Origin of the sequence: Pseudomonas sp. CFBP 8772, from assembly GCF_014841665.1 — a bacterium.
In the GTDB taxonomy this organism is placed as follows: Bacteria; Pseudomonadota; Gammaproteobacteria; order Pseudomonadales; family Pseudomonadaceae; genus Aquipseudomonas; species Aquipseudomonas graminis_B.
Genome location: NZ_JACYUI010000003.1, coordinates 348,008 through 365,319, shown reverse-complemented (window position 1 = coordinate 365,319; position 17,312 = coordinate 348,008). Strand labels below are relative to the sequence as shown.

Here is a 17,312-nt window from a genome sequence, read left to right as displayed (position 1 = left end):
TTCAATGAAACGACTCGAAGGTAAAAGCGCCCTGATCACAGGCGCGGCCCGGGGTATCGGGCGGGCCTACGCCGAGGCCTATATCCGCGAAGGCGCGACAGTGGCCATCGCCGACATCAATCTGCAGCGCGCGACCCAGACCGCCAACGAACTGGGCGCCAGCGCCTACGCGGTGAAGATGGACGTTACGGATCAATCGTCCATCGACGCGGCGATTGCGGCCGTCGTCGCCACCACCGGCAAGCTGGATATCCTGATCAACAACGCCGCACTGTTTGATCTGGCACCGATCACCGACATCACCCGCGAGAGCTACCAGCGGCTGTTCTCGATCAATGTCGCCGGCACGTTGTTCACCCTTCAAGCGGCGGCAAAGCAGATGATTGCCCAGGGTCATGGCGGCAAGATCATCAACATGGCGAGCCAGGCCGGGCGTCGCGGCGAGGCACTGGTGGGCGTCTACTGCGCGACCAAGGCCGCCGTCATCAGCCTGACCCAATCCGCCGGACTGAACCTGATCAAGCACAGGATCAACGTCAATGCGATCGCACCGGGGGTCGTCGACGGCGAGCACTGGGATGGCGTGGATGCGTTGTTCGCCAAACACGAGAACCGGCCGTTGGGCGAGAAGAAAAGGCTCGTCGGCGAGGAAGTGCCCTACGGCCGCATGGGCACCGCCGAAGACCTCACCGGCATGGCGATCTTTCTCGCGTCAGCGGAAAGCGATTATGTCGTCGCCCAGACCTACAACGTCGATGGCGGCAACTGGATGAGTTGAGACCCAGGCGTGACCTGCAGGACATCGGGGCGTTTTTTTTGCATAGGACCCTACGCGACCCCTGGCATTGAGGTGCGGAAACGTGCCTCTTCCCGGCTGAAGCCGATCCCACTGACTGATCGCATACATCCAGTTATGATTCAGCGATCAACGAACAGGGATGCAGGTCACATGGACATCAACGAATCAGAAGCGCCCTCCACCGCCCATGGCCTCGCCGTGGATCCCGACGTGCAATTCGAATGCGTCGGGTGTGGCGCGTGCTGCCGTGGCCGTTTCGTACCTTTGACCCTGGGCGAAGCCGTGACCTGGCTCAAACGCGGCCACCCCGTAGGGGTTTTGCTGGAGGCGTTCGACGATTCTCTCTGGCCCGTCGACTCCCCCGAGTATGCCTACAACGCCGGGCGGTCTGCGCCGGTCATTGGCGGTTCGGGCACGCTGCGGGTGACGGTGATTCTGGCGGCCAATGCGATCCCTGAATGCCCGAACCTGCAAAAAGACGGTCTCTGCTCGGTGTACCTGGAGCGCCCGATGGTGTGCCGGATCTACCCGATGGAGATCAGTCCTTTCATTGAGCTGAAACCTCAAGCCAAGGACTGCCCGCCGGAAAGCTGGCGGCAGGGCAGCCTCTTGGCATCGGATCAGGGGCTGGCGATGCTGGTCCAGCAATCGCGCCAGACCGACCGCGATGATGCCCGGCGTAAAGTGGCGGTGTGCGAAAGCCTCGGCCTGACCGTCGCCGGCTGGAAAGGCAACGGTCTGGTGATTCACCAGCCCTCGGTCGAAACGCTGCTCGCCGCCTGCGAAAGCGCTGATGTCGATGCCAACCCCACGGATCAACCCTGGCAGATCAAGGCAGAAGACCCGCCGTTGAGGGCGTATCTCAACGCTCAGTCCGTGCCCATGGCCGACTCACCCAGCGACGATTACATCTTCCACGCGATCCCCCGCTGACCGGCCCCTGCTGAACCGCTTGAAGCGGTCGGCTTGCCGCTTACCGCTTCAGGCAATTACCCGCGCATACACCGACCGGTCCACATTCCCGCCGGACAGAATAACCCCGACCGTTTTCCCTGCCATGGCCCTGCGTTCCTGAATGAGCGCCGCCAGTGCAGCGGCCCCTGCGCCTTCGGCGAGGTTGTGGGTGTCCGTGTAGTAAACGCGCATGGCCTCGGCAATCTCGTCCTCGCTGACGGCGACGATGCGCTCCGCCCCTGCGCGGTAAATGGCGAAGGCCGCCGGAACGGGTCGGCGCACGGCGAGGCCGTCGGCAAAGGTGTTCGCCGACGGGGTTTGCAAAATGGTGCCTTCCTCGAAGGACCACTTGGCGGCCGCCGCCTCGGCGGACACCACACCGACCACCCGGGTTTTCAGGCCCAGCGCGTCGCGGGCGGCAATCACCCCGCAAATCCCTGACCCACACCCGACAGGCACGTAAACCGTGTGCAGATCCGGCGCTCCCAGGAACAATTCCAGCGCATACGTGGCCACGCCCTTGAGCAGCTCGATGTGGAAAGGCGGGACCAAATAGTGCCCATGCACGTCCGCCAGCCGCGCGGCTTCCTCCCGCGCTTCGTCGAAATCCCGGCCGCATTCGATCACGTTGGCGCCGAGCGCGCGCATGACGTTGTTCTTTTCCGGGGAGTTGCCTTCAGGCACCACGATCAACGCACTCAAGCCCAGCGCAGTGGCGGCCAGCGCCAGGCTCTGACCGTGGTTGCCGCGCGTCGCCGTGACGATGCCCCTGACGCTCGGGTAGGTACGCTTGAGCCAGTGCATGTAGGTAATCCCGCCGCGCACTTTGAAGGCGCCGGTGGGCGTGTGGTTTTCGTGTTTGACCCACACCGTGCTGTTCAGCCGCTGAGCCAGTAACGGCCAGGCATATTGAGCGGTCGGCGGCATGAGCTCGTACACCTGGCGAGCGGCCTGTTCGATATCATTGCGGGTCAGTCCGTGCATGGGGCGACTACTCCTCAAAATCGTGTCCGCCAAAAGGTGGCCCAGTCTAGGCAGACCCGCGCCGCGCCGGCTTTCAGAAAACTGACCTGACTTTTGCCGAATCACTTGATTACTATCAAGGCCATGAACCCGACAAAACTCGCCTCTGACCCGCTCCCGTCTGAACCGGTTCGCCGTGTCGAGGCAGGCCCGTGGATGATCGAATTGCTCCCTGCCGCCGCTTACGCCACACGCTATGTGGCGACCCAGGCGGCGGTCGGCTTTGCCTTCGAAAGTCAGCGCGGCCTGCACGCCATCGGCAGCGACCGGGTGCAGCCCTTCGACGCGGTGCCTAATGGATTGGCGTTCGTGCCTGCCGGTTGCGACGTGTTGTCGGCGTCGCCCACGGGCGGTGAATACCTGCGGCTGCTGCGCACGGACGGGCTGGCGCTCGCGGGCGACCACGCCTTCAATAACCGCATTGACCCCCAGGCGATCGCCCTCGCCATGAAGATGCGCGCAGCGCTGTTGCAGACGTCGGCGGCGGACGATTGGGAGGGCTGGGCGCTGGCCCTGGCTGACCGGATCGACGACAAAAGCGCTGTCGACGCGCCGCTGCAAGGGTCGATAAACGCCAGCCGGATGCGCAGACTCGATGAGTTCATCGACGCCGGTCTCGACGGCCCGCTGGGGGTGCAGGCGATGGCGCAGGTGCTGGGGTTGTCCGAGGGCTATTTCATCCGGGCCTTCAAGCACACCACCGGCAAAAGCCCCCACAGTTATCTGATCGACCGACGCCTAGCCAAGGCCAGAGCCCTGATGCGTGACTCAACGGCGAGACTGGCGGAGATCGCCCACGGCTGTGGCTTCAGCTCCCAGGCGCATATGGCGACGGCCTTTCGCCAGCGCATGGGCATCAGCCCGGCGAAGCTGCGCAGTCAGTTGTCGCCGTGACTGACCTCGCGTTCACCAACCGTGCCGCTGCAGCACCGCGTGGATGACGGGATGTCGATCAATGACCCCGAGGGCGGCGTAAAACTCGGGGCGCGACCTTCCCAGATGCTCCCGCGCCCCACTCCAGTGGCTGACCACGCAAGCGAGGACCTCAACGGCCCCGGGCGCATGTGGGTGCCAGGCAACCGGGTTGTCAAACACATCGCTGAACACCTCCCACTGACTGTGCAGCTTGCGCGTCGCCCCCGCGACCAAGCGGTCTAAATGGTCAGGCTCGCCGTCCGGCAGCCACCGTTCCGGGTAGTCGATCAGTCCAATGGACGCGTAGCAGTTGGTGGTGAGGTACGCCAGGGCCCGGAGTTGCTGGGCACGTTCGTGGACGTCGTGAGACAAGAGGCCGGACAGCGGAAAGGCCAGGCCCAAGTGGGTGAGGATGGCCGCGCTCTCCGTCAGCACGCCGCCGCCGGGGATGACCAGCGTCGGCACCTGCATCAACGGGTTCAGGCATTTGAGCTCATCGCGCCCAGCGCCGGCCGCCTCGGAACTGGCGCCCACCAGGCGGTAATCAGCGCCGCACAGCGTGAGCGCCATCTCGATGGCGGCCGAGCCGGATCTGTCGGCCCCGAATAATGTGAACATGCTGTCCCCCGTTTTCATCAGGCGTTATTGCCGTGGCGTCGTTGCCACTCATCGACCACATCGCCCAGGGTCTTGGCGCTGTCGTTGCGTATCCAGGACATGAAGTCACGGTCGAACTTGAAGGCCGGCCCGCACTGCGCGGTCATGAAACGACGCACGTTCTGGGTGTTTCGGTAATCGTGAGTGACCGGGGTGTCTCGGGAAAGCGTTTCGCTGTGCCAGTCAAATGCCATGGGGCTCAATCCAGGTGAGGGGGTCGCGCACAGTCTAGTCGGCAAACGCGCGCTGTCGCGCCTCACCGGTCGCGGGATCCATTCCACATTAGTTTCAACTATCCCCCCCTCCTACAGTCACACACTCATTCCCGCCCATTGACTGATGATGTTTCCGCATGAGTTTCATTCTTTGCATGACCGTCTTCGGTGTCCTGCTGATGCTGCTGGCACTGACTTCTTCCTATCTGCGCTGGCTGCCGGTCACGACGTCGGCGGTGTGCCTGGCGTTTGGCGCCGCGATCGGGCCCTGGGGCCTGGACATCGCGCAGCTCGACATTCGCGATGCGCGCCACTGGCTGGAACGGCTGACTGAAATCGCCGTGTTGTTCTCCCTGTTCAATACCGGTATCAAGCTGCGCCTGCCCCTGCACCGCAGCGGCTGGTATTCGGCGTACCTGCTGGCAGGGCCAGTGATGCTGGCGACCATTGCCGGCGTCAGCCTGGTAGCCCATCACCTGTTCGGCCTTTCATGGCCCATCTCCTTGCTGCTCGGTGCCATGCTCTCGCCCACCGACCCGGTGCTGGCCGGTCTGGTGCAGGTCAACAGCGCCCAGGACCTGGATCGGGTGCGCTTCGGCCTGTCCGGTGAGGCCGGGCTCAACGACGGCACTGCGTTCCCCTTCGTGATTTTCGCCCTGATGTTCATCACCCACGGTTTTTCGGATTTCGACTGGACCCAGGGCTGGCTGCTGAAAAACATCGTCTGGGGCGTACCCGTCGGGCTGATGCTGGGTTACGGCCTGGGCCGAGGCGTCGGTCATCTGATGATCTACCTGCGCATCAAGAACGCCGACAGCACCCTGTCGCCCAACGACTTCCTCGCCCTGGCGCTGATTGCCATTGCCTACGTCACCGCCGAAGGCCTCGGCGCCTACGGATTCCTGGCGGTGTTCGCGGCGGGCATTGGCGTGCGTCACGCCGAATCCAACGCCACCCAATCGGAGGTGCCGTCGGAACACGTGGCCATCCCGATGGTAGGGCACACCCACAGCGATCCGGAGTCGGCAATCATGGGCGATCGCGATGCGCTGTCCGACAGTCAGCTCGCCGCCGGCGTGATGATGGGCGACATGATGGTCTTCGGCAGCCTGGTAGAGCGCGCGATGGAGGTGCTGCTGATCACCCTCCTCGGCGCCGCCCTCGCCAGTTACTGGGACTGGCGCGCGGTCGGGCTGGGGCTGGCGCTGTTCTGCGTGATCCGGCCGCTGAGCGTCTGGCTGTTAATCAGTGGCAAACTGCTGACCCGCCCGCAAAAAGCCCTGGTGGGCTGGTTCGGCATTCGCGGCATCGGCACGCTGTATTACCTCTGCTATGCGCTGACCCACGGTCTGCCGGCTGAATCAGTCCACACCACCATCAGCCTCACATTGTCCGTGGTGGCGCTGAGCATTCTGCTGCATGGCATCAGCATTCAGCCTCTGCTGGAGCGCTACGAGCGCAGCATCACCCGGGCCGCCAAAGACTGACCTCAAAACCGCGTCCGCTTCCCTTTATGGAAGCGGCTGCACGATCAAAAGCCTCATGATAGACAGCGTCGATGAGCCTATCGGAACAAGCGATTGGACGCTCAAGGGTGCGATCGGTAGCGTGCTCACTAATTGATCAGGTCTTTTGAGCGTTCTCTGCAATGCGGTTTAACGTCGCAGCAGCGCCCAACAGGGATCGGCGCCGTGTCGGCTGACACCCCCGCGCACCAAGACTGGATGCTTGAACCCCTCTTTCGTTTTCGTGCCGCCGGCGGGTTCAGCCGCGGTGCGGTCCATTGCTTGTGAGCCTGAAAGCCTATGTCCATCAATACACCGCAGCAGATCGCCGAGATCACCATTGAAGCCGGCGTGAAAAAGTCCCATATGCCGACCGCGGCAATTCTGGTGCTGGGCTTTCTCGCCGGCGCGTTCATCGCCCTGGGCTTTTTGCTGGACATCCATGTCAGCACGATGATCCCGGCGCCCTGGGCGTCACTGGGCAATCTGATGGGCGCTGCGGTGTTCCCGATCGGGCTGATTCTGGTGATCCTGGCCGGCGGTGAGTTGCTGACCGGCAACATGATGAGCCTGCCCACTGCCATGTTCGCCGGGCGCATTCCGCTGTCGGCGGTGGCGCGCAACTGGGTGCTGGTGACCTTGGCCAACCTGCTGGGCGCGCTGTTCGTCGCGTACTTCTTCGGCCATGTGCTGGGGCTGACCGAAGGCGCGTATCTGGCCAAAACCCTGGCCATCGCCAAGGCCAAGGCCAGCGCGGATTTTGCCCAGGCGTTTATTTCCGGCATCGGTTGCAACTGGCTGGTGTGTCTGGCGGTCTGGTTGTCGTATGCCAGTAAAGACGTGACCGGCAAGATCCTCGGTATGTGGTTCCCGATCATGGCCTTCGTCGCCATCGGCTTCCAGCACGTGGTCGCCAACATGTTCGTGATTCCGGCAGCGATCTTTGCCGACGCATTGAGCTGGACCGAATTCGTTGAAAACTTCGTTGCGGTGTTCTTGGGCAACGCCGTGGGGGGTGCAATTTTCGTCGGGCTCGCGTATTACGTGTCCTATTCGAAAGCCATTCAGGCTTCGGCAACCGGCGTCACTGCTGCGTCCATCGAGCAGCAGACCGGTAGCCAGATTTAACGCTGCAGCCGCGCGCCTCATTTCCCGAGGCGCGCACCCTGTTTCTGCCACGCGTCACGTTGTCGAGAGTAATCAATGTCAGATCGAGTCCTGATGGACAGCTATTCACGCAAGGTCGATTACGTCCGCATGTCGGTGACGGATCGCTGCGATTTCCGCTGCGTGTATTGCATGGCCGAGGACATGACGTTCCTCCCCCGTCAGCAGATTCTCTCCCTCGAAGAAATCCATCAACTGGCCGAGCGCTTCGTCGCGCTGGGCACAAAGAAGATTCGTCTGACCGGCGGTGAGCCACTGGTGCGCTCCGGCATCGTTGGGCTGGTTCGCAGCATCGCCGCCCTGCCCGGCCTGCGCGAACTGTGCATGACCACCAACGGCTCGCAGCTCGACAAACTCGCCGTGCCGCTGTTCGAAGCCGGCCTCAAGCGCCTCAACATCAGCCTCGACAGCCTTGACCCGGCGCGCTTCAAGGAACTGACCCGCACCGGTGACCTGAGCAAGGTCATCGCCGGGATCGACGCCGCCAACGCGGCCGGTTTCGAGCGCACCAAGCTCAACTGCGTGGTGATGCAGGGCCGCAACGACCACGAGATCAATGATCTGGTGGCCTTCGCCATTGATCGTGGCGTCGACATCACGTTTATCGAAGAGATGCCCCTCGGGACCATCAGCGAGCACAGCCGCGCCGAGTCGTTCTACTCCAGCGAGCAGGTGCGCGAACGCATCGCCGAGCGCTACACCCTGGTGCATTCCACCGAGTCCACGTCCGGCCCCTCGCGCTACTGGCGGGTGGCCGAGGCGCCGCACATCCGCATCGGCTTCATCTCGCCCCACAGCCATAACTTCTGCGCGACCTGCAACCGGGTTCGGGTCACGGTGGAAGGTCGTCTGTTGCTGTGCCTGGGTAACGAGCATTCCGCCGACCTGAAAGCCGTGCTCCGGGCCAATCCGGGTCAACCGGACAAGCTCGAAAAAGCCATCGTCAACGCCATGCAGTTGAAGCCGTGGAAGCACAACTTCGAGCTCAACGATGACGTCCAGGTGGTGCGCTTCATGAACATGACCGGCGGCTGAAGCCGGTCCTACGGCACGCGGTTTTTTTAGTGGGACCGGCTTCAGCTGGTCCTACAGGCACGCGGTGTCTTTAGTAGGACCGGCTTCAGCCGGGAAGAGGTCGGCTTGACCACCCTCGATTTCTTGCCAACACAACCCATGTGGGAGTGAGCTTGCTCACGAAGACGGCGTTTCAGACGCCGAAGATTTAATCGTGCTCACGCCCCGCCTGGACAGCGCGCAAAGTGCCTTACCCCTCCCGGCCACCGCGGCTCAGTGCACCCAGGCGACCGGAGATCGACTGCATGCCTTTGCCCAGTTCGCGCAGGGTGCCAGCGTCCCGCGCGCCTTGTTCGCTGGAGGCGTGAATGCGCACGGCCAGTTCGTTGATTTCGTGGGTGACGTGGCTTTGCTCCTGGGCGGCCACGGCGATCTGATGGGCGCGCTGAACGATGTCGTCGAAGCTGAAGACGGTCGTGCCCAGCGTGGCGGCGACGTTGACCGCCTGCTGCACCGACTCGCGGGTGCGCGTGGCACCGTTTTGCATCGTCGAGACCGCCGCACTGGAGGCCTGACGCAGTTGCGAGATCATCTCCTGAATCTCGTTCGCCGACGCCTGGGTTCGCCCGGCGAGGGTGCGCACCTCATCAGCCACCACCGCAAAACCACGCCCCTGCTCCCCTGCCCGCGCCGCTTCAATGGCGGCGTTCAGGGCCAGCAGGTTGGTCTGCTGGGAGATCGACTTGATCACCTCCAGCACACTGCCCACGCGCTCGATGTCATCGCCCAGCTGGGTAATGGCGCCCGCCGCCCCGGCAATGTCCGTCGCCAGGACTTCGATGGACTGACTGTTGCTGTTGACCTGATCCTGGCTCTTCTGCGCATCGCCCAGGGAACGGCGTGCGGTGTCGGAGCAGTCTGTGGTGTTCTGGGCGACTTCATTGGCACTGGCCGACATCTCGGTGATCGCGGTGGCCAGCAGCGTATTGTCCTGACGCTGGGATTCGGCCCGTTCGGCGACGCCTTGGGACAGCTGCGCCAGCTCGTTGGCCTGGTGCTCCAGAGACACCGATTCCTCGGCGATGCGGTGCAGCATGTCGCGCAGGGAACCGGCATAGCGGTTGACCGACTCACGCAACGCGCCGATCTCGTCGGCGCGCAAAATCGCCAGTTGAGTGTCAGTCTGACCGCCTTGGCCCAGGCTTGAGATCTGAGCAGTGGTTTCCTCCAGTTGCGCCAGCAGCCGCTTGCCGGCCAGCCAGGCCAGACCCAGCAGCACGCCCAAAAGCGGCAACAGGAACAACAGAATCTGTCCGGTGAGGCGGTTGGCCAGGCCGACAACCCGGGCTTCCGGGGTCACAAGCCCAATGCGCCAGCCTGTGCCGGCCATGGTCGCCAGGGTGACGTAGGCCGGGCCGTTGAGCCGACCGTCGTGCTCAATCCTCAGGGTCGAGAGGGCCGAAGTGTTGCTCGCAAGCTGATCAGCCACCGGCTTGAACCAGGTTTGCTCCTGGCTCAATCCGGTAATGGTCAACAGGCCCTTGGTGCCCTTCGCATCGGGGAAATACAGCAGATTCCCTGACGGATCGACCGCGAAAGCGTAGCCGTCGGTGACGCCGCCTTTGTCTTTAAGGAACGCCGCCAGACCGTCCAGCTTCAGGTCGATGGTCGCGACACCGGCGAACGCGCCCTGGGCCCGGTAAGGCACGCTGCAGGTGGTCATTGCCACGCCGCTGACCGGGTCCTGATACGCATCGGACCAGACGCAACGCCCTGCCGGTGAGGACTTGGCCCCGGTGTACCAGGACTCAGCCTGATAAGGCGGCGTTTTGGCCTGGTTGTATTCGTCCGAAAATTCCAGCCGATTGCCGCTGTCCCGTGCCCAGAAAAAACTGCGACGCTCGGTGCCTGCCGCAAAGGCGTTGGGCTCCGGCCACACGCCGCCACCGGCAATGGCGGAATCCCCCTGGCTGTCGATCAGGCCGGGGAAATTGCTCATGTATAGGGTTTCGTCGTGGGGCAACGTCTCTGCCAGCAGCGCCATGGCCGCCGCCGTCCCTTCGATGCGGCTCAACGGTAACGCCAGCTGACGGGTGATGGCGCTGGCTGACTGCTCCGCCGACTCGGTGCCGGCAGCCACCAGCTGGGGTTTGCCGCCCAGGGTCATGACCGCGTAAATCGCCACCGCCGTCAGCACCAGCAATGTCAGGATCCCTAGGGTCATTCGTCCAGCGATGCGGCGAGGAATCAACGACATGGTCAAGCTCCGAAGGAAATGTAGGGCTACATTTGCAACGGCCGTGACAGGCAAAAGTTGAAGCCGGACAGGTGTTTAAGCGACCTGAGCGACAGGAGGTCATAGGATGACTCGCCTAACGTCAGCCTTCCCCGCCCCGGTCAGACTTCCATGGCGTCCCGCGCCACCCTAACGTGGTCAGGCAGTTCTGCGGCATGTTCCATCAGCCACGCATCCAGCGTATGCCCGACATGGGTCAGCACGGCCTGTTCGGGCTTGAGCGCGTCGATGATCTGCAGCGCCAGGTTCACATCGTTGTGGTTGCGCGGCGTCTGCGGCTGAGGGGGCATGGAGCAGTCGAGGACCAGCACGTCGAGCGCCTCGCGCTGCAGAAAGGCCTGGGTGTCATGGGGCAAGCCGACGGTGTCGGTGAGGTAGGCGATGCGCCGTCCCCCGCCTTCCAGCAGATAACCCAGCGTCGGCTTGGAGTGCAGCAGCGGCAGTGCGGTGACTTGCAGGTCGCCCAGCGCGCGGCTTTCGAAGGGCATGAAAGGCTGGCTGAAATCGAGAATGCCCGGGTGCTTGTACAGGTCCGATAATCCTTCCGGGTCGACCGGGCCGTGCACCGGAATCACCAAGCCCTGGCCCCAGCGCAGGTGCAGCAGGCCTTGGGCGTGATCGGCGTGGTAATGGGTTTGCAGGATGCCGCTGAGGCTGCGCGGCGGGAAGCGTTCGGTCAGGTCGGGCAAACCGCTGTCGATCAGCCAGCGTTGCTCGCCCAGTGCCACCAGAGCGCAACAGGGCCGGCGGCGCAGGCGGTGGTCGGCGTGGGCGACGCGACAGGCCGGGCATTCGCAGCCGTAGACCGGCACTTGCCGCGCATCCCCCGTGCCGAGCAGGGTCAGGCGCATGCGGGGGTTCGCTCCAGTCGCTGCAACAGTCGGGCGACGGTTTGATCCAGCGCGCCGGAGTTGTCCAGCACGATCATTGACGGGTCACTCATCTGCAAATCGTCAGCGAACTGGGCATTGCGCGCCAGTCGGGTTTCGATCTCATCCGCCGATTCCCGCGCCCGACTGAGCAATCGATCCCGCAGCACCGATTGATCCACGGTCAGCAACACCACCCACAGCGACGGATAACGCGCCCGCGCGTGGGGCAGATGGCCGCGCGAGCCGTTGACCAGGACGTCGTGCCCGTCGGCCAGCCATTGGTCGATCTCGTTGGGGATGCCGTAATGCAGGCCGTTGGCGAACCAGCTCAAGGCAAACGCGCCCTGGGCCTGCAGGGCCTCGAAACGCTCGACACTGACGGCCTGGGCCGCTTCGCCCTTGGCTTCTGCCGAGCGGGTGATGACCCGCCGCACGATGCGGCAGTCCCGCGCGGCCAATGCCTCCCGGGCCGCGTCCAGCAGGCTGTCCTTGCCCGAACCCGACGGCCCGATGAGATAGATCAACCTGCCTGCCATCAGAACACCCTCTTCGCTTGTCGCCAGACTTGTTGAATGATCGGCAGTGTGCCCACAGCCCGGGCGTGGATCAGGTCCGCGCGCAGGCCGACGCGGATCTCGCCGCGATCCTGCAAGCCCGCCGAACGGGCCGGCGCCAGGCTGACCGTGGTCACCGCCCGGGCCAGCCCGGCGCCTGTCGAGTCGTCCGCTGCATCCAACTGGGCGCCCAAGGTGAACGCCGCCTGCAACAGGCTGGCCGGATAGTAATCGCTGGAGAGAATATCCAGTAGCCCTTCTTCGGCCAATGTCGCCGCCGCGATGTTGCCCGAGTGCGAGCCGCCACGGACGATGTTCGGCGCGCCCATCAACACGCTCATGCCCAGACGCCGGCAGCCCTGGGCCGCTTCAAGGGTGGTCGGGAACTCGGCGATGCTCATGCCGTAGGCCGCCGATTCCTCGACGTGGGCCAGTGTCGCGTCGTCGTGACTGGCCACCGACAGCCCGCGTGCCAGGCAGATATCGACAATCGCCCGGCGATAACGGTCGCTGTAGGTCTTCGAGTTGGCGACCTGCTCGACGATGAAGGCGTCCATCTGCTCGCTGCTCAGGTGGTATTTGCCCATGTAGTACTCACGGTACTTGGATTCCAGGGCGAACTGGCGCTGGCCCGGCGAATGGTCCATGACCGACACCAGCTGCACCAGGGGCTGCTCGACCAGGTCGCGGAACACGCTGAGGGTGTCCGGGTGACAGACCTCGCAGCGCAGGTGCAGGCGGTGCTCGGCGCGGGTCATGTCGGCGGCGTTGGCCTTGGCGATCGCCTCGACCATGCCCGGCAGTTGCTGCATGCGCTTGCCCTTGGGGTTGACGTCGCCGATGGACAGCGCGTCGAACACCGTGGTGATGCCCGCCGCGATGATTTGCGCGTCGTGGCTCATGACCGCCGAAGCTGACGGCCAGTCCACACCGGGGCGCGGGCTCAGGTGTTTTTCCAGGTTGTCGGTGTGCAGCTCGACCAGCCCCGGCAGCAGGTAATCACCGTTAAGTTTCTGCGCCTGGGGCAGCTGGCTGATGCTGTCATCGACTTCGCTGATCAACCCGTCACGCAGCACCACGGTGCCGCTGAAGACGCGCCCGGCGGTGACGACCTTGGCGTGGGTAAGGATCTGTTCGTTCAGCATTGTTCGGTCTCCTTCGGGCTCGATGCCATTGAGGCTTGCGGGTCAAGATCGGGCGGGGTCATGTCCAGATGACGGTCGGACACCGCTTCCCGGGCCAGACGGTCGTGGAAGATGCCGATCACCGCAGCACCGGCGCTCTTCGCCTCATTGATCAATTCGAGGACCACCTGACGGTTGCCGTCGTCCAGCGACGCGGTCGGCTCGTCCAGCAGCATCACCGGCCACGGCACCATGAAGCCGCGGGCGATGTTGACGCGCTGCTGTTCGCCGCCGGAAAACGTCCCCGGCGCCAGTTGCCAGAGGCGCTGGGGAATGTTCAGCCGGGCGAGCAGATGCTCGGCGTGGGCCTGGGCGTCTTCGCGCTTCCAGCCACGGGCCAGCGCCGGTTCCATGACCACCTCGACGGTGGCGACGCGGGGAATAACCCGCAGAAACTGGCTGACGTAGCCGAGGGTTTGCTGCCGCACTTGCAGCACCTCCCGGGGCGCAGCGCCGACCAGTTCCAGCCACTCGCCCTGATGCTGCACGCGAATGCTGCCACCGGCCGGCAAGTAGTTGCCGTAGAGGGTGCGCAGCAGCGTGCTTTTGCCCGCGCCGGAATGGCCGTGGAGCACCAGGCACTCGCCGCCGCTGACGGAGAAATTCAGGCCGCGCAGCACGTTGAGCACCACGCCGTTCTGCTGGTGCAGGGTGAAGGTTTTCGAGAGGTCACGGACCTCGATCAGCGTGTTCATTGAAGGCATCCCGAAAGTCGGATCATGGCTGCAGCACCGAAGACACCAGCAGCTGCGAATACGGATGTTGCGGGTCGTCGAGGATCTGATCGGTCAGGCCGGTTTCCACCACGTGGGAACGGCGCATGACCATCAGCCGATCGGCGAGCAAACGGGCCACGGCCAGGTCGTGGGTGACGATCACCACCGCCAGGTCCAGCTCGCGCACCAGCCCGCGCATCAGGTCGAGCAAACGCGCCTGCACAGACACGTCAAGGCCGCCGGTGGGCTCGTCCATGAACACCAACCGTGGGCCGGACACCAGATTTCGGGCGATTTGCAGGCGCTGCTGCATGCCGCCGGAAAAGGTCCGTGGCAAGTCGTCGATGCGCGCCGGGTCGATCTCCACCTGGTTGAGCCAGTCCAGCCCCGCCGCCCGCAGCGCCTGATAATTGCGCACGCCCTGGGCCATCAGCCGCTCGCCGATATTGGCACCGGCTGAAACGCCCATGCGCAGGCCGTCCCGAGGGTTCTGCTCGACGAAGCCCCATTCCGTACGTAGCAGTGTGCGGCGCTCGGCCTCGCTGGCGCTGTACAGGTCCAACCATTGGCCGGCATTTTTATGGGTGTCGGCGAGGCGGTAATCGATGACGCCCCGGTCGGGCGGGCAACGGCCGCTGAGCAGCGACAGCAGCGTCGACTTGCCGGAGCCGGATTCGCCGACGATGCCCAGCACCTCGCCGGGGTACAGCTCGAAACTGACGTCCTGGCAGCCTTTCTCCGGACCGTACAACTTGGTCAGTCCGCGCACTTTCAGCAGTGGCTGGGTGCGGTCGCTGACGGCATCACGGTCGATCTGTTGAGCAGCATTCATTGCGCGGCCCTCCCCTGACTGACCCGTTGCGCGCAGTAGTCGGTGTCCGAGCAGACGAAGCTCTGGGTGCCCTGATCGTCGAGGATCAGCTCGTCGAGGAACGACTCGTGGCTGCCGCAGATGGCGCAGTTGTGCGCCCATTTCTGCACCTCGAAGGGGTGATCCTCGAAGTCCAGGCTGGTGACGCGAGTGAACGGCGGTACCGCATACAGACGCTTTTCGCGACCGGCGCCGAACAGCATCAATGCCGGGCTCATGTCGAGTTTCGGGTTGTCGAATTTGGGGATCGGCGACGGGTCCATGACGTAGCGTTCATCGACGGTCACCGGGTAGGCGTAGGCCGTGGCGATGTGGCCGAAGGTGGCGATGTCTTCGTAGAGCTTGACGTGCATGACGCCGTAGTCGTTCAGCGCGTGCATGGTGCGGGTCTCGGTCTCCGACGGCTCGATAAAGCGCAACGGCTCCGGAATCGGCACCTGATAGACCATGATCTGGTCGGCGTGCAGCGGCGTTTCCGGGATGCGGTGACGGGTCTGGATGATCGTCGCCTCGGGTGTGCGCTCGGTGGTGGCGACGCCGGCGGTGCGGGCGAAAAAGCGGCGAATCGACACGGCGTTGGTGGTGTCGTCGGCGCCCTGATCGATGACTTTGAGCACGTCCTCGGCGCCGAGGATCGCGGCGGTCAGCTGCATGCCGCCGGTGCCCCAGCCGTAAGGCAGCGGCATTTCACGGCCACCGAAGGGCACTTGATAGCCGGGAATGGCCACGGCTTTGAGCAGGCCGCGACGGATCATGCGTTTGGTCTGTTCATCCAGATACGCGAAGTTGTAGGCCTCGTCTCGGGGGGCCTGTGGCTGAAGACGTGGCGGCGTGGCGGCGTTCATTGGGCCTGCTCCTTGGAGGGCGTGCGCAGTGTGCGGATCAGTTCCAGTTCCGACTGGAAGTCCACGTAGTGCGGCAGTTTCAAGTGCGAAACGAAACCGGCGGCTTCGACGTTGTCGCAGTGGGCAAGGACGAATTCTTCCTGCTGGGCCGGCGAGACGATTTCCTCGCTGTATTCCCCGGCGCGCAACGAGCGGTCCACCAGCGCCATGCCCATGGCTTTGCGTTCAGCGTGCCCGAAGGCCAGGCCATAGCCGCGAGTGAATTGCGGCAGCTCGGTGGCGGAACCGACGAACTGGTTGACCATTTCGCACTCGGTCACCTCGATGGCGCCAATGGAGATCGGGAAGCCCAGCTCTTCCGGCTCGATCCACACCTCCACGTCACCGACGCGAATCTCGCCGGCAAACGGGTGGTTGCGGCCGTAGCCGCGCTGGGTCGAATAGCCCAGCGCCAAGAGAAAGCCTTCATCGCCGCGGGCCAGCGCTTGCAGGCGTTCGGCACGGCTGGCCGGGTACTCCAGCGGCTCGCGGGTGATGTCAGCGACCGGCGCGCCGGTGTCCTGTTCTTCCTTGATCAGGCCTTCTTTGGCGAGCAGCCCCAGCACCCGCGGACAATCCTGAACGGCCGCGTCGGCCTGCCCTTCAGGGCCAGGGAATGCGCCCTCGGCCAGCAAGGTGAAATCCAGCAAGCGGTGGGTGTAGTCGAAGGTCGGGCCCAGTAGTTGCCCGCCGGGAACGTCCTTGAACGTGGCCGACAGACGCCGGTTGAGCTGCATGGCCGAGGTGTCGATGGGCAGACTGGCGCTGAAGCGGGTCAGCGTGGTGCGGTAGGCGCGCAGCAGGAAGATCGCTTCGACCAGATCGCCGGCCGATTGCTTGATCGCCAGCGCGGCGAGTTCGGCGTCGTACAGCGAGCCTTCGGTCATCACCCGGGCGACGGCCAAAGGCAATTGCTGACGGATTTGTTCCACGCCCAGTTCGGCGACGGACGTGTCGCCCCGGCGTCGTTTCGCCAGCAGTTTGTGGGCATTGTCGATGGCCTGTTCGCCACCCTTGACGGCAACGTACATCAGACGGCTCCTGTCGACGGTTGAGGGCTGGACGGCTGCAGACTGGACGGCTGCGGCTTGAACAGCACTTGGGTGCTGCGCGGCAAACCGAGCAATTCGCTGCCGGCGACGAAGAACACGTCGATCCCGCGCGGGAAGTCATTGCGCGCTTCGCGCTCCTGCCAGAACGCCTCCTGCAACGGCAGGCTGACGTGGTTTTTGCTTTCGATCCCCGGCCCGCGCCAGGCCAGTTGCGTACCGCCCTGCAGACTCGGCAACTGAACCAGCAGCGTGCAGGACTGGTCGGGGTATCGATCGTTGCCCAGGTCGAAACCGCTGAGGTCGTGCAACTGGCTGTCGTCGAGCAGCGCGAAGCGGGCGTTCTGCCGGTCGCTGACGATGGGGCAGCCACAATGGAAGGTCAGGTTGGCGCGGATGGCCTGGGTGTCGAACTTCGGCGCGAGCCACAGCGGCGTGTCGATGTCCAGCAAGGCCAGGCACAGGGCGTGGCTGGCCGCGGCAAGGCCTTCAAGGTGCGGCGGGGTTTGCGTGGCGAGCAGGCTTTGGGCGACACCGGGGCCGGCCAGGGCCTTGAGCGCGGCGCGAAAACTGCGCTGGGCATCCAGCACCGGATCGGTGAATGCCGGCTGCAACAGCGAGGCGGGCAAGGATTGAG

At 64.2% G+C, this 17,312-nt stretch carries 18 protein-coding genes and 1 pseudogene; 6 read left to right on the top strand and 13 right to left on the bottom strand.

The genetic code is table 11. From position 1 onward, the window contains the following. The first annotated feature begins 4 nt into the window (after positions 1-4). Together IFT99_RS08470 and IFT99_RS08465 are read left to right on the top strand one after the other, a co-directional pair. Complete coding sequence (locus IFT99_RS08470) at positions 5-778, top strand: L-iditol 2-dehydrogenase (protein WP_192131538.1); 774 nt, start codon at positions 5-7, stop codon at positions 776-778. A gap of 171 nt (positions 779-949) precedes the next feature. Then, complete coding sequence (locus tag IFT99_RS08465) at positions 950-1,732, top strand: YkgJ family cysteine cluster protein (RefSeq protein WP_192131536.1); 783 nt, start codon at positions 950-952, stop codon at positions 1,730-1,732. A 48-nt stretch (positions 1,733-1,780) separates the two neighbouring features. On the opposite strand, the gene IFT99_RS08460 is transcribed toward IFT99_RS08465, so the two are convergent. Further along, positions 1,781-2,737: a threonine dehydratase gene (locus IFT99_RS08460; RefSeq protein WP_192131534.1), complete on the bottom strand. Its 957-nt coding sequence runs from the start codon at positions 2,735-2,737 to the stop codon at positions 1,781-1,783. A gap of 123 nt (positions 2,738-2,860) precedes the next feature. Between IFT99_RS08460 and IFT99_RS08455 the strand changes: the two genes are divergently transcribed. After that, positions 2,861-3,670, top strand: a complete 810-nt coding sequence (locus tag IFT99_RS08455) for a helix-turn-helix domain-containing protein (protein WP_192131977.1) — start codon at positions 2,861-2,863, stop codon at positions 3,668-3,670. Between the two features lie 12 nt (positions 3,671-3,682). On the opposite strand, the gene IFT99_RS08450 is transcribed toward IFT99_RS08455, so the two are convergent. Together IFT99_RS08450 and IFT99_RS08445 are read right to left on the bottom strand one after the other, a co-directional pair. Beyond that, positions 3,683-4,309: a glutathione S-transferase family protein gene (locus tag IFT99_RS08450; protein ID WP_192131532.1), complete on the bottom strand. Its 627-nt coding sequence runs from the start codon at positions 4,307-4,309 to the stop codon at positions 3,683-3,685. Between the two features lie 17 nt (positions 4,310-4,326). Continuing rightward, positions 4,327-4,542 carry a DUF6434 domain-containing protein gene (locus IFT99_RS08445; protein ID WP_192131530.1) on the bottom strand — a complete coding sequence of 72 codons (216 nt, stop codon included), beginning with the start codon at positions 4,540-4,542 and terminating at the stop codon, positions 4,327-4,329. Between the two features lie 158 nt (positions 4,543-4,700). Between IFT99_RS08445 and IFT99_RS08440 the strand changes: the two genes are divergently transcribed. The 3 genes from IFT99_RS08440 to moaA all read left to right on the top strand — a co-directional run bounded on the left by IFT99_RS08440 (position 4,701) and on the right by moaA (position 8,270). Beyond that, positions 4,701-6,050 (top strand): cation:proton antiporter, encoded by a 1,350-nt coding sequence (locus tag IFT99_RS08440; protein ID WP_192131528.1) that lies wholly within the window; start codon positions 4,701-4,703, stop codon positions 6,048-6,050. Positions 6,051-6,368: 318 nt separating this feature from the next. Continuing rightward, positions 6,369-7,196 (top strand): formate/nitrite transporter family protein, encoded by an 828-nt coding sequence (locus IFT99_RS08435; RefSeq protein ID WP_065991659.1) that lies wholly within the window; start codon positions 6,369-6,371, stop codon positions 7,194-7,196. A gap of 75 nt (positions 7,197-7,271) precedes the next feature. Further along, positions 7,272-8,270, top strand: coding sequence for a GTP 3',8-cyclase MoaA (gene moaA / locus IFT99_RS08430; RefSeq protein ID WP_065991658.1), 999 nt, complete (start codon positions 7,272-7,274; stop codon positions 8,268-8,270). 229 nt (positions 8,271-8,499) lie between these two features. Here the strand turns inward: moaA and IFT99_RS26730 are convergent, their stop codons facing one another. The 10 genes and pseudogenes from IFT99_RS26730 to phnH all read right to left on the bottom strand — a co-directional run bounded on the left by IFT99_RS26730 (position 8,500) and on the right by phnH (position 17,304). Beyond that, the gene (locus IFT99_RS26730; RefSeq protein ID WP_446731127.1) at positions 8,500-9,207 is read right to left on the bottom strand and encodes a methyl-accepting chemotaxis protein; all 708 of its coding nucleotides are present in this window, start codon (positions 9,205-9,207) and stop codon (positions 8,500-8,502) included. 417 nt (positions 9,208-9,624) lie between these two features. Beyond that, a pseudogene (locus IFT99_RS26725) lies at positions 9,625-10,416 on the bottom strand (cache domain-containing protein); the annotation flags it as partial. A 230-nt stretch (positions 10,417-10,646) separates the two neighbouring features. Continuing rightward, positions 10,647-11,396 carry a phosphonate metabolism protein PhnP gene (phnP, locus tag IFT99_RS08420; protein WP_192131524.1) on the bottom strand — a complete coding sequence of 250 codons (750 nt, stop codon included), beginning with the start codon at positions 11,394-11,396 and terminating at the stop codon, positions 10,647-10,649. Further along, entirely contained in the window at positions 11,387-11,953 is a 567-nt protein-coding gene (phnN, locus tag IFT99_RS08415) for a phosphonate metabolism protein/1,5-bisphosphokinase (PRPP-forming) PhnN (protein ID WP_065991655.1), read from the bottom strand. The genes phnP and phnN overlap by 10 nt, the downstream gene beginning before the upstream one ends. Beyond that, a complete protein-coding gene (locus IFT99_RS08410) occupies positions 11,953-13,116 on the bottom strand; it encodes an alpha-D-ribose 1-methylphosphonate 5-triphosphate diphosphatase (RefSeq protein WP_192131522.1) in 1,164 nt (387 codons plus the stop codon). Before IFT99_RS08410 ends, phnN begins: the two co-directional genes overlap by 1 nt. Further along, on the bottom strand, positions 13,110-13,850 hold the full coding sequence (gene phnL / locus IFT99_RS08405) for a phosphonate C-P lyase system protein PhnL (RefSeq protein WP_192131520.1): 741 nt from the start codon (positions 13,848-13,850) through the stop codon (positions 13,110-13,112). The genes IFT99_RS08410 and phnL overlap by 7 nt, the downstream gene beginning before the upstream one ends. A gap of 22 nt (positions 13,851-13,872) precedes the next feature. Next, the gene (gene phnK, locus IFT99_RS08400) at positions 13,873-14,703 is read right to left on the bottom strand and encodes a phosphonate C-P lyase system protein PhnK (protein ID WP_065991652.1); all 831 of its coding nucleotides are present in this window, start codon (positions 14,701-14,703) and stop codon (positions 13,873-13,875) included. Further along, positions 14,700-15,587, bottom strand: a complete 888-nt coding sequence (locus IFT99_RS08395) for an alpha-D-ribose 1-methylphosphonate 5-phosphate C-P-lyase PhnJ (RefSeq protein ID WP_192131519.1) — start codon at positions 15,585-15,587, stop codon at positions 14,700-14,702. Before IFT99_RS08395 ends, phnK begins: the two co-directional genes overlap by 4 nt. Continuing rightward, a complete protein-coding gene (locus IFT99_RS08390) occupies positions 15,584-16,657 on the bottom strand; it encodes a carbon-phosphorus lyase complex subunit PhnI (RefSeq protein WP_192131517.1) in 1,074 nt (357 codons plus the stop codon). Before IFT99_RS08390 ends, IFT99_RS08395 begins: the two co-directional genes overlap by 4 nt. Then, positions 16,657-17,304, bottom strand: coding sequence for a phosphonate C-P lyase system protein PhnH (gene phnH, locus IFT99_RS08385; protein WP_192131975.1), 648 nt, complete (start codon positions 17,302-17,304; stop codon positions 16,657-16,659). The genes IFT99_RS08390 and phnH overlap by 1 nt, the downstream gene beginning before the upstream one ends. Positions 17,305-17,312 lie beyond the last annotated feature (8 nt).

What these genes read in the sequence shown, in the direction of transcription:
- IFT99_RS08470 (WP_192131538.1), top strand. Translation starts at nt 5, where the DNA reads ATGAAACGACTCGAAGGTAAAAGCGCCCTGATCACAGGCGCGGCCCGG.
- IFT99_RS08465 (WP_192131536.1), top strand. Translation starts at nt 950, where the DNA reads ATGGACATCAACGAATCAGAAGCGCCCTCCACCGCCCATGGCCTCGCC.
- IFT99_RS08460 (WP_192131534.1), bottom strand. Translation starts at nt 2,737, where the DNA reads ATGCACGGACTGACCCGCAATGATATCGAACAGGCCGCTCGCCAGGTG.
- IFT99_RS08455 (WP_192131977.1), top strand. Translation starts at nt 2,861, where the DNA reads ATGAACCCGACAAAACTCGCCTCTGACCCGCTCCCGTCTGAACCGGTT.
- IFT99_RS08450 (WP_192131532.1), bottom strand. Translation starts at nt 4,309, where the DNA reads ATGTTCACATTATTCGGGGCCGACAGATCCGGCTCGGCCGCCATCGAG.
- IFT99_RS08445 (WP_192131530.1), bottom strand. Translation starts at nt 4,542, where the DNA reads ATGGCATTTGACTGGCACAGCGAAACGCTTTCCCGAGACACCCCGGTC.
- IFT99_RS08440 (WP_192131528.1), top strand. Translation starts at nt 4,701, where the DNA reads ATGAGTTTCATTCTTTGCATGACCGTCTTCGGTGTCCTGCTGATGCTG.
- IFT99_RS08435 (WP_065991659.1), top strand. Translation starts at nt 6,369, where the DNA reads ATGTCCATCAATACACCGCAGCAGATCGCCGAGATCACCATTGAAGCC.
- moaA (WP_065991658.1), top strand. Translation starts at nt 7,272, where the DNA reads ATGTCAGATCGAGTCCTGATGGACAGCTATTCACGCAAGGTCGATTAC.
- IFT99_RS26730 (WP_446731127.1), bottom strand. Translation starts at nt 9,207, where the DNA reads ATGTCGGCCAGTGCCAATGAAGTCGCCCAGAACACCACAGACTGCTCC.
- phnP (WP_192131524.1), bottom strand. Translation starts at nt 11,396, where the DNA reads ATGCGCCTGACCCTGCTCGGCACGGGGGATGCGCGGCAAGTGCCGGTC.
- phnN (WP_065991655.1), bottom strand. Translation starts at nt 11,953, where the DNA reads ATGGCAGGCAGGTTGATCTATCTCATCGGGCCGTCGGGTTCGGGCAAG.
- IFT99_RS08410 (WP_192131522.1), bottom strand. Translation starts at nt 13,116, where the DNA reads ATGCTGAACGAACAGATCCTTACCCACGCCAAGGTCGTCACCGCCGGG.
- phnL (WP_192131520.1), bottom strand. Translation starts at nt 13,850, where the DNA reads ATGAACACGCTGATCGAGGTCCGTGACCTCTCGAAAACCTTCACCCTG.
- phnK (WP_065991652.1), bottom strand. Translation starts at nt 14,703, where the DNA reads ATGAATGCTGCTCAACAGATCGACCGTGATGCCGTCAGCGACCGCACC.
- IFT99_RS08395 (WP_192131519.1), bottom strand. Translation starts at nt 15,587, where the DNA reads ATGAACGCCGCCACGCCGCCACGTCTTCAGCCACAGGCCCCCCGAGAC.
- IFT99_RS08390 (WP_192131517.1), bottom strand. Translation starts at nt 16,657, where the DNA reads ATGTACGTTGCCGTCAAGGGTGGCGAACAGGCCATCGACAATGCCCAC.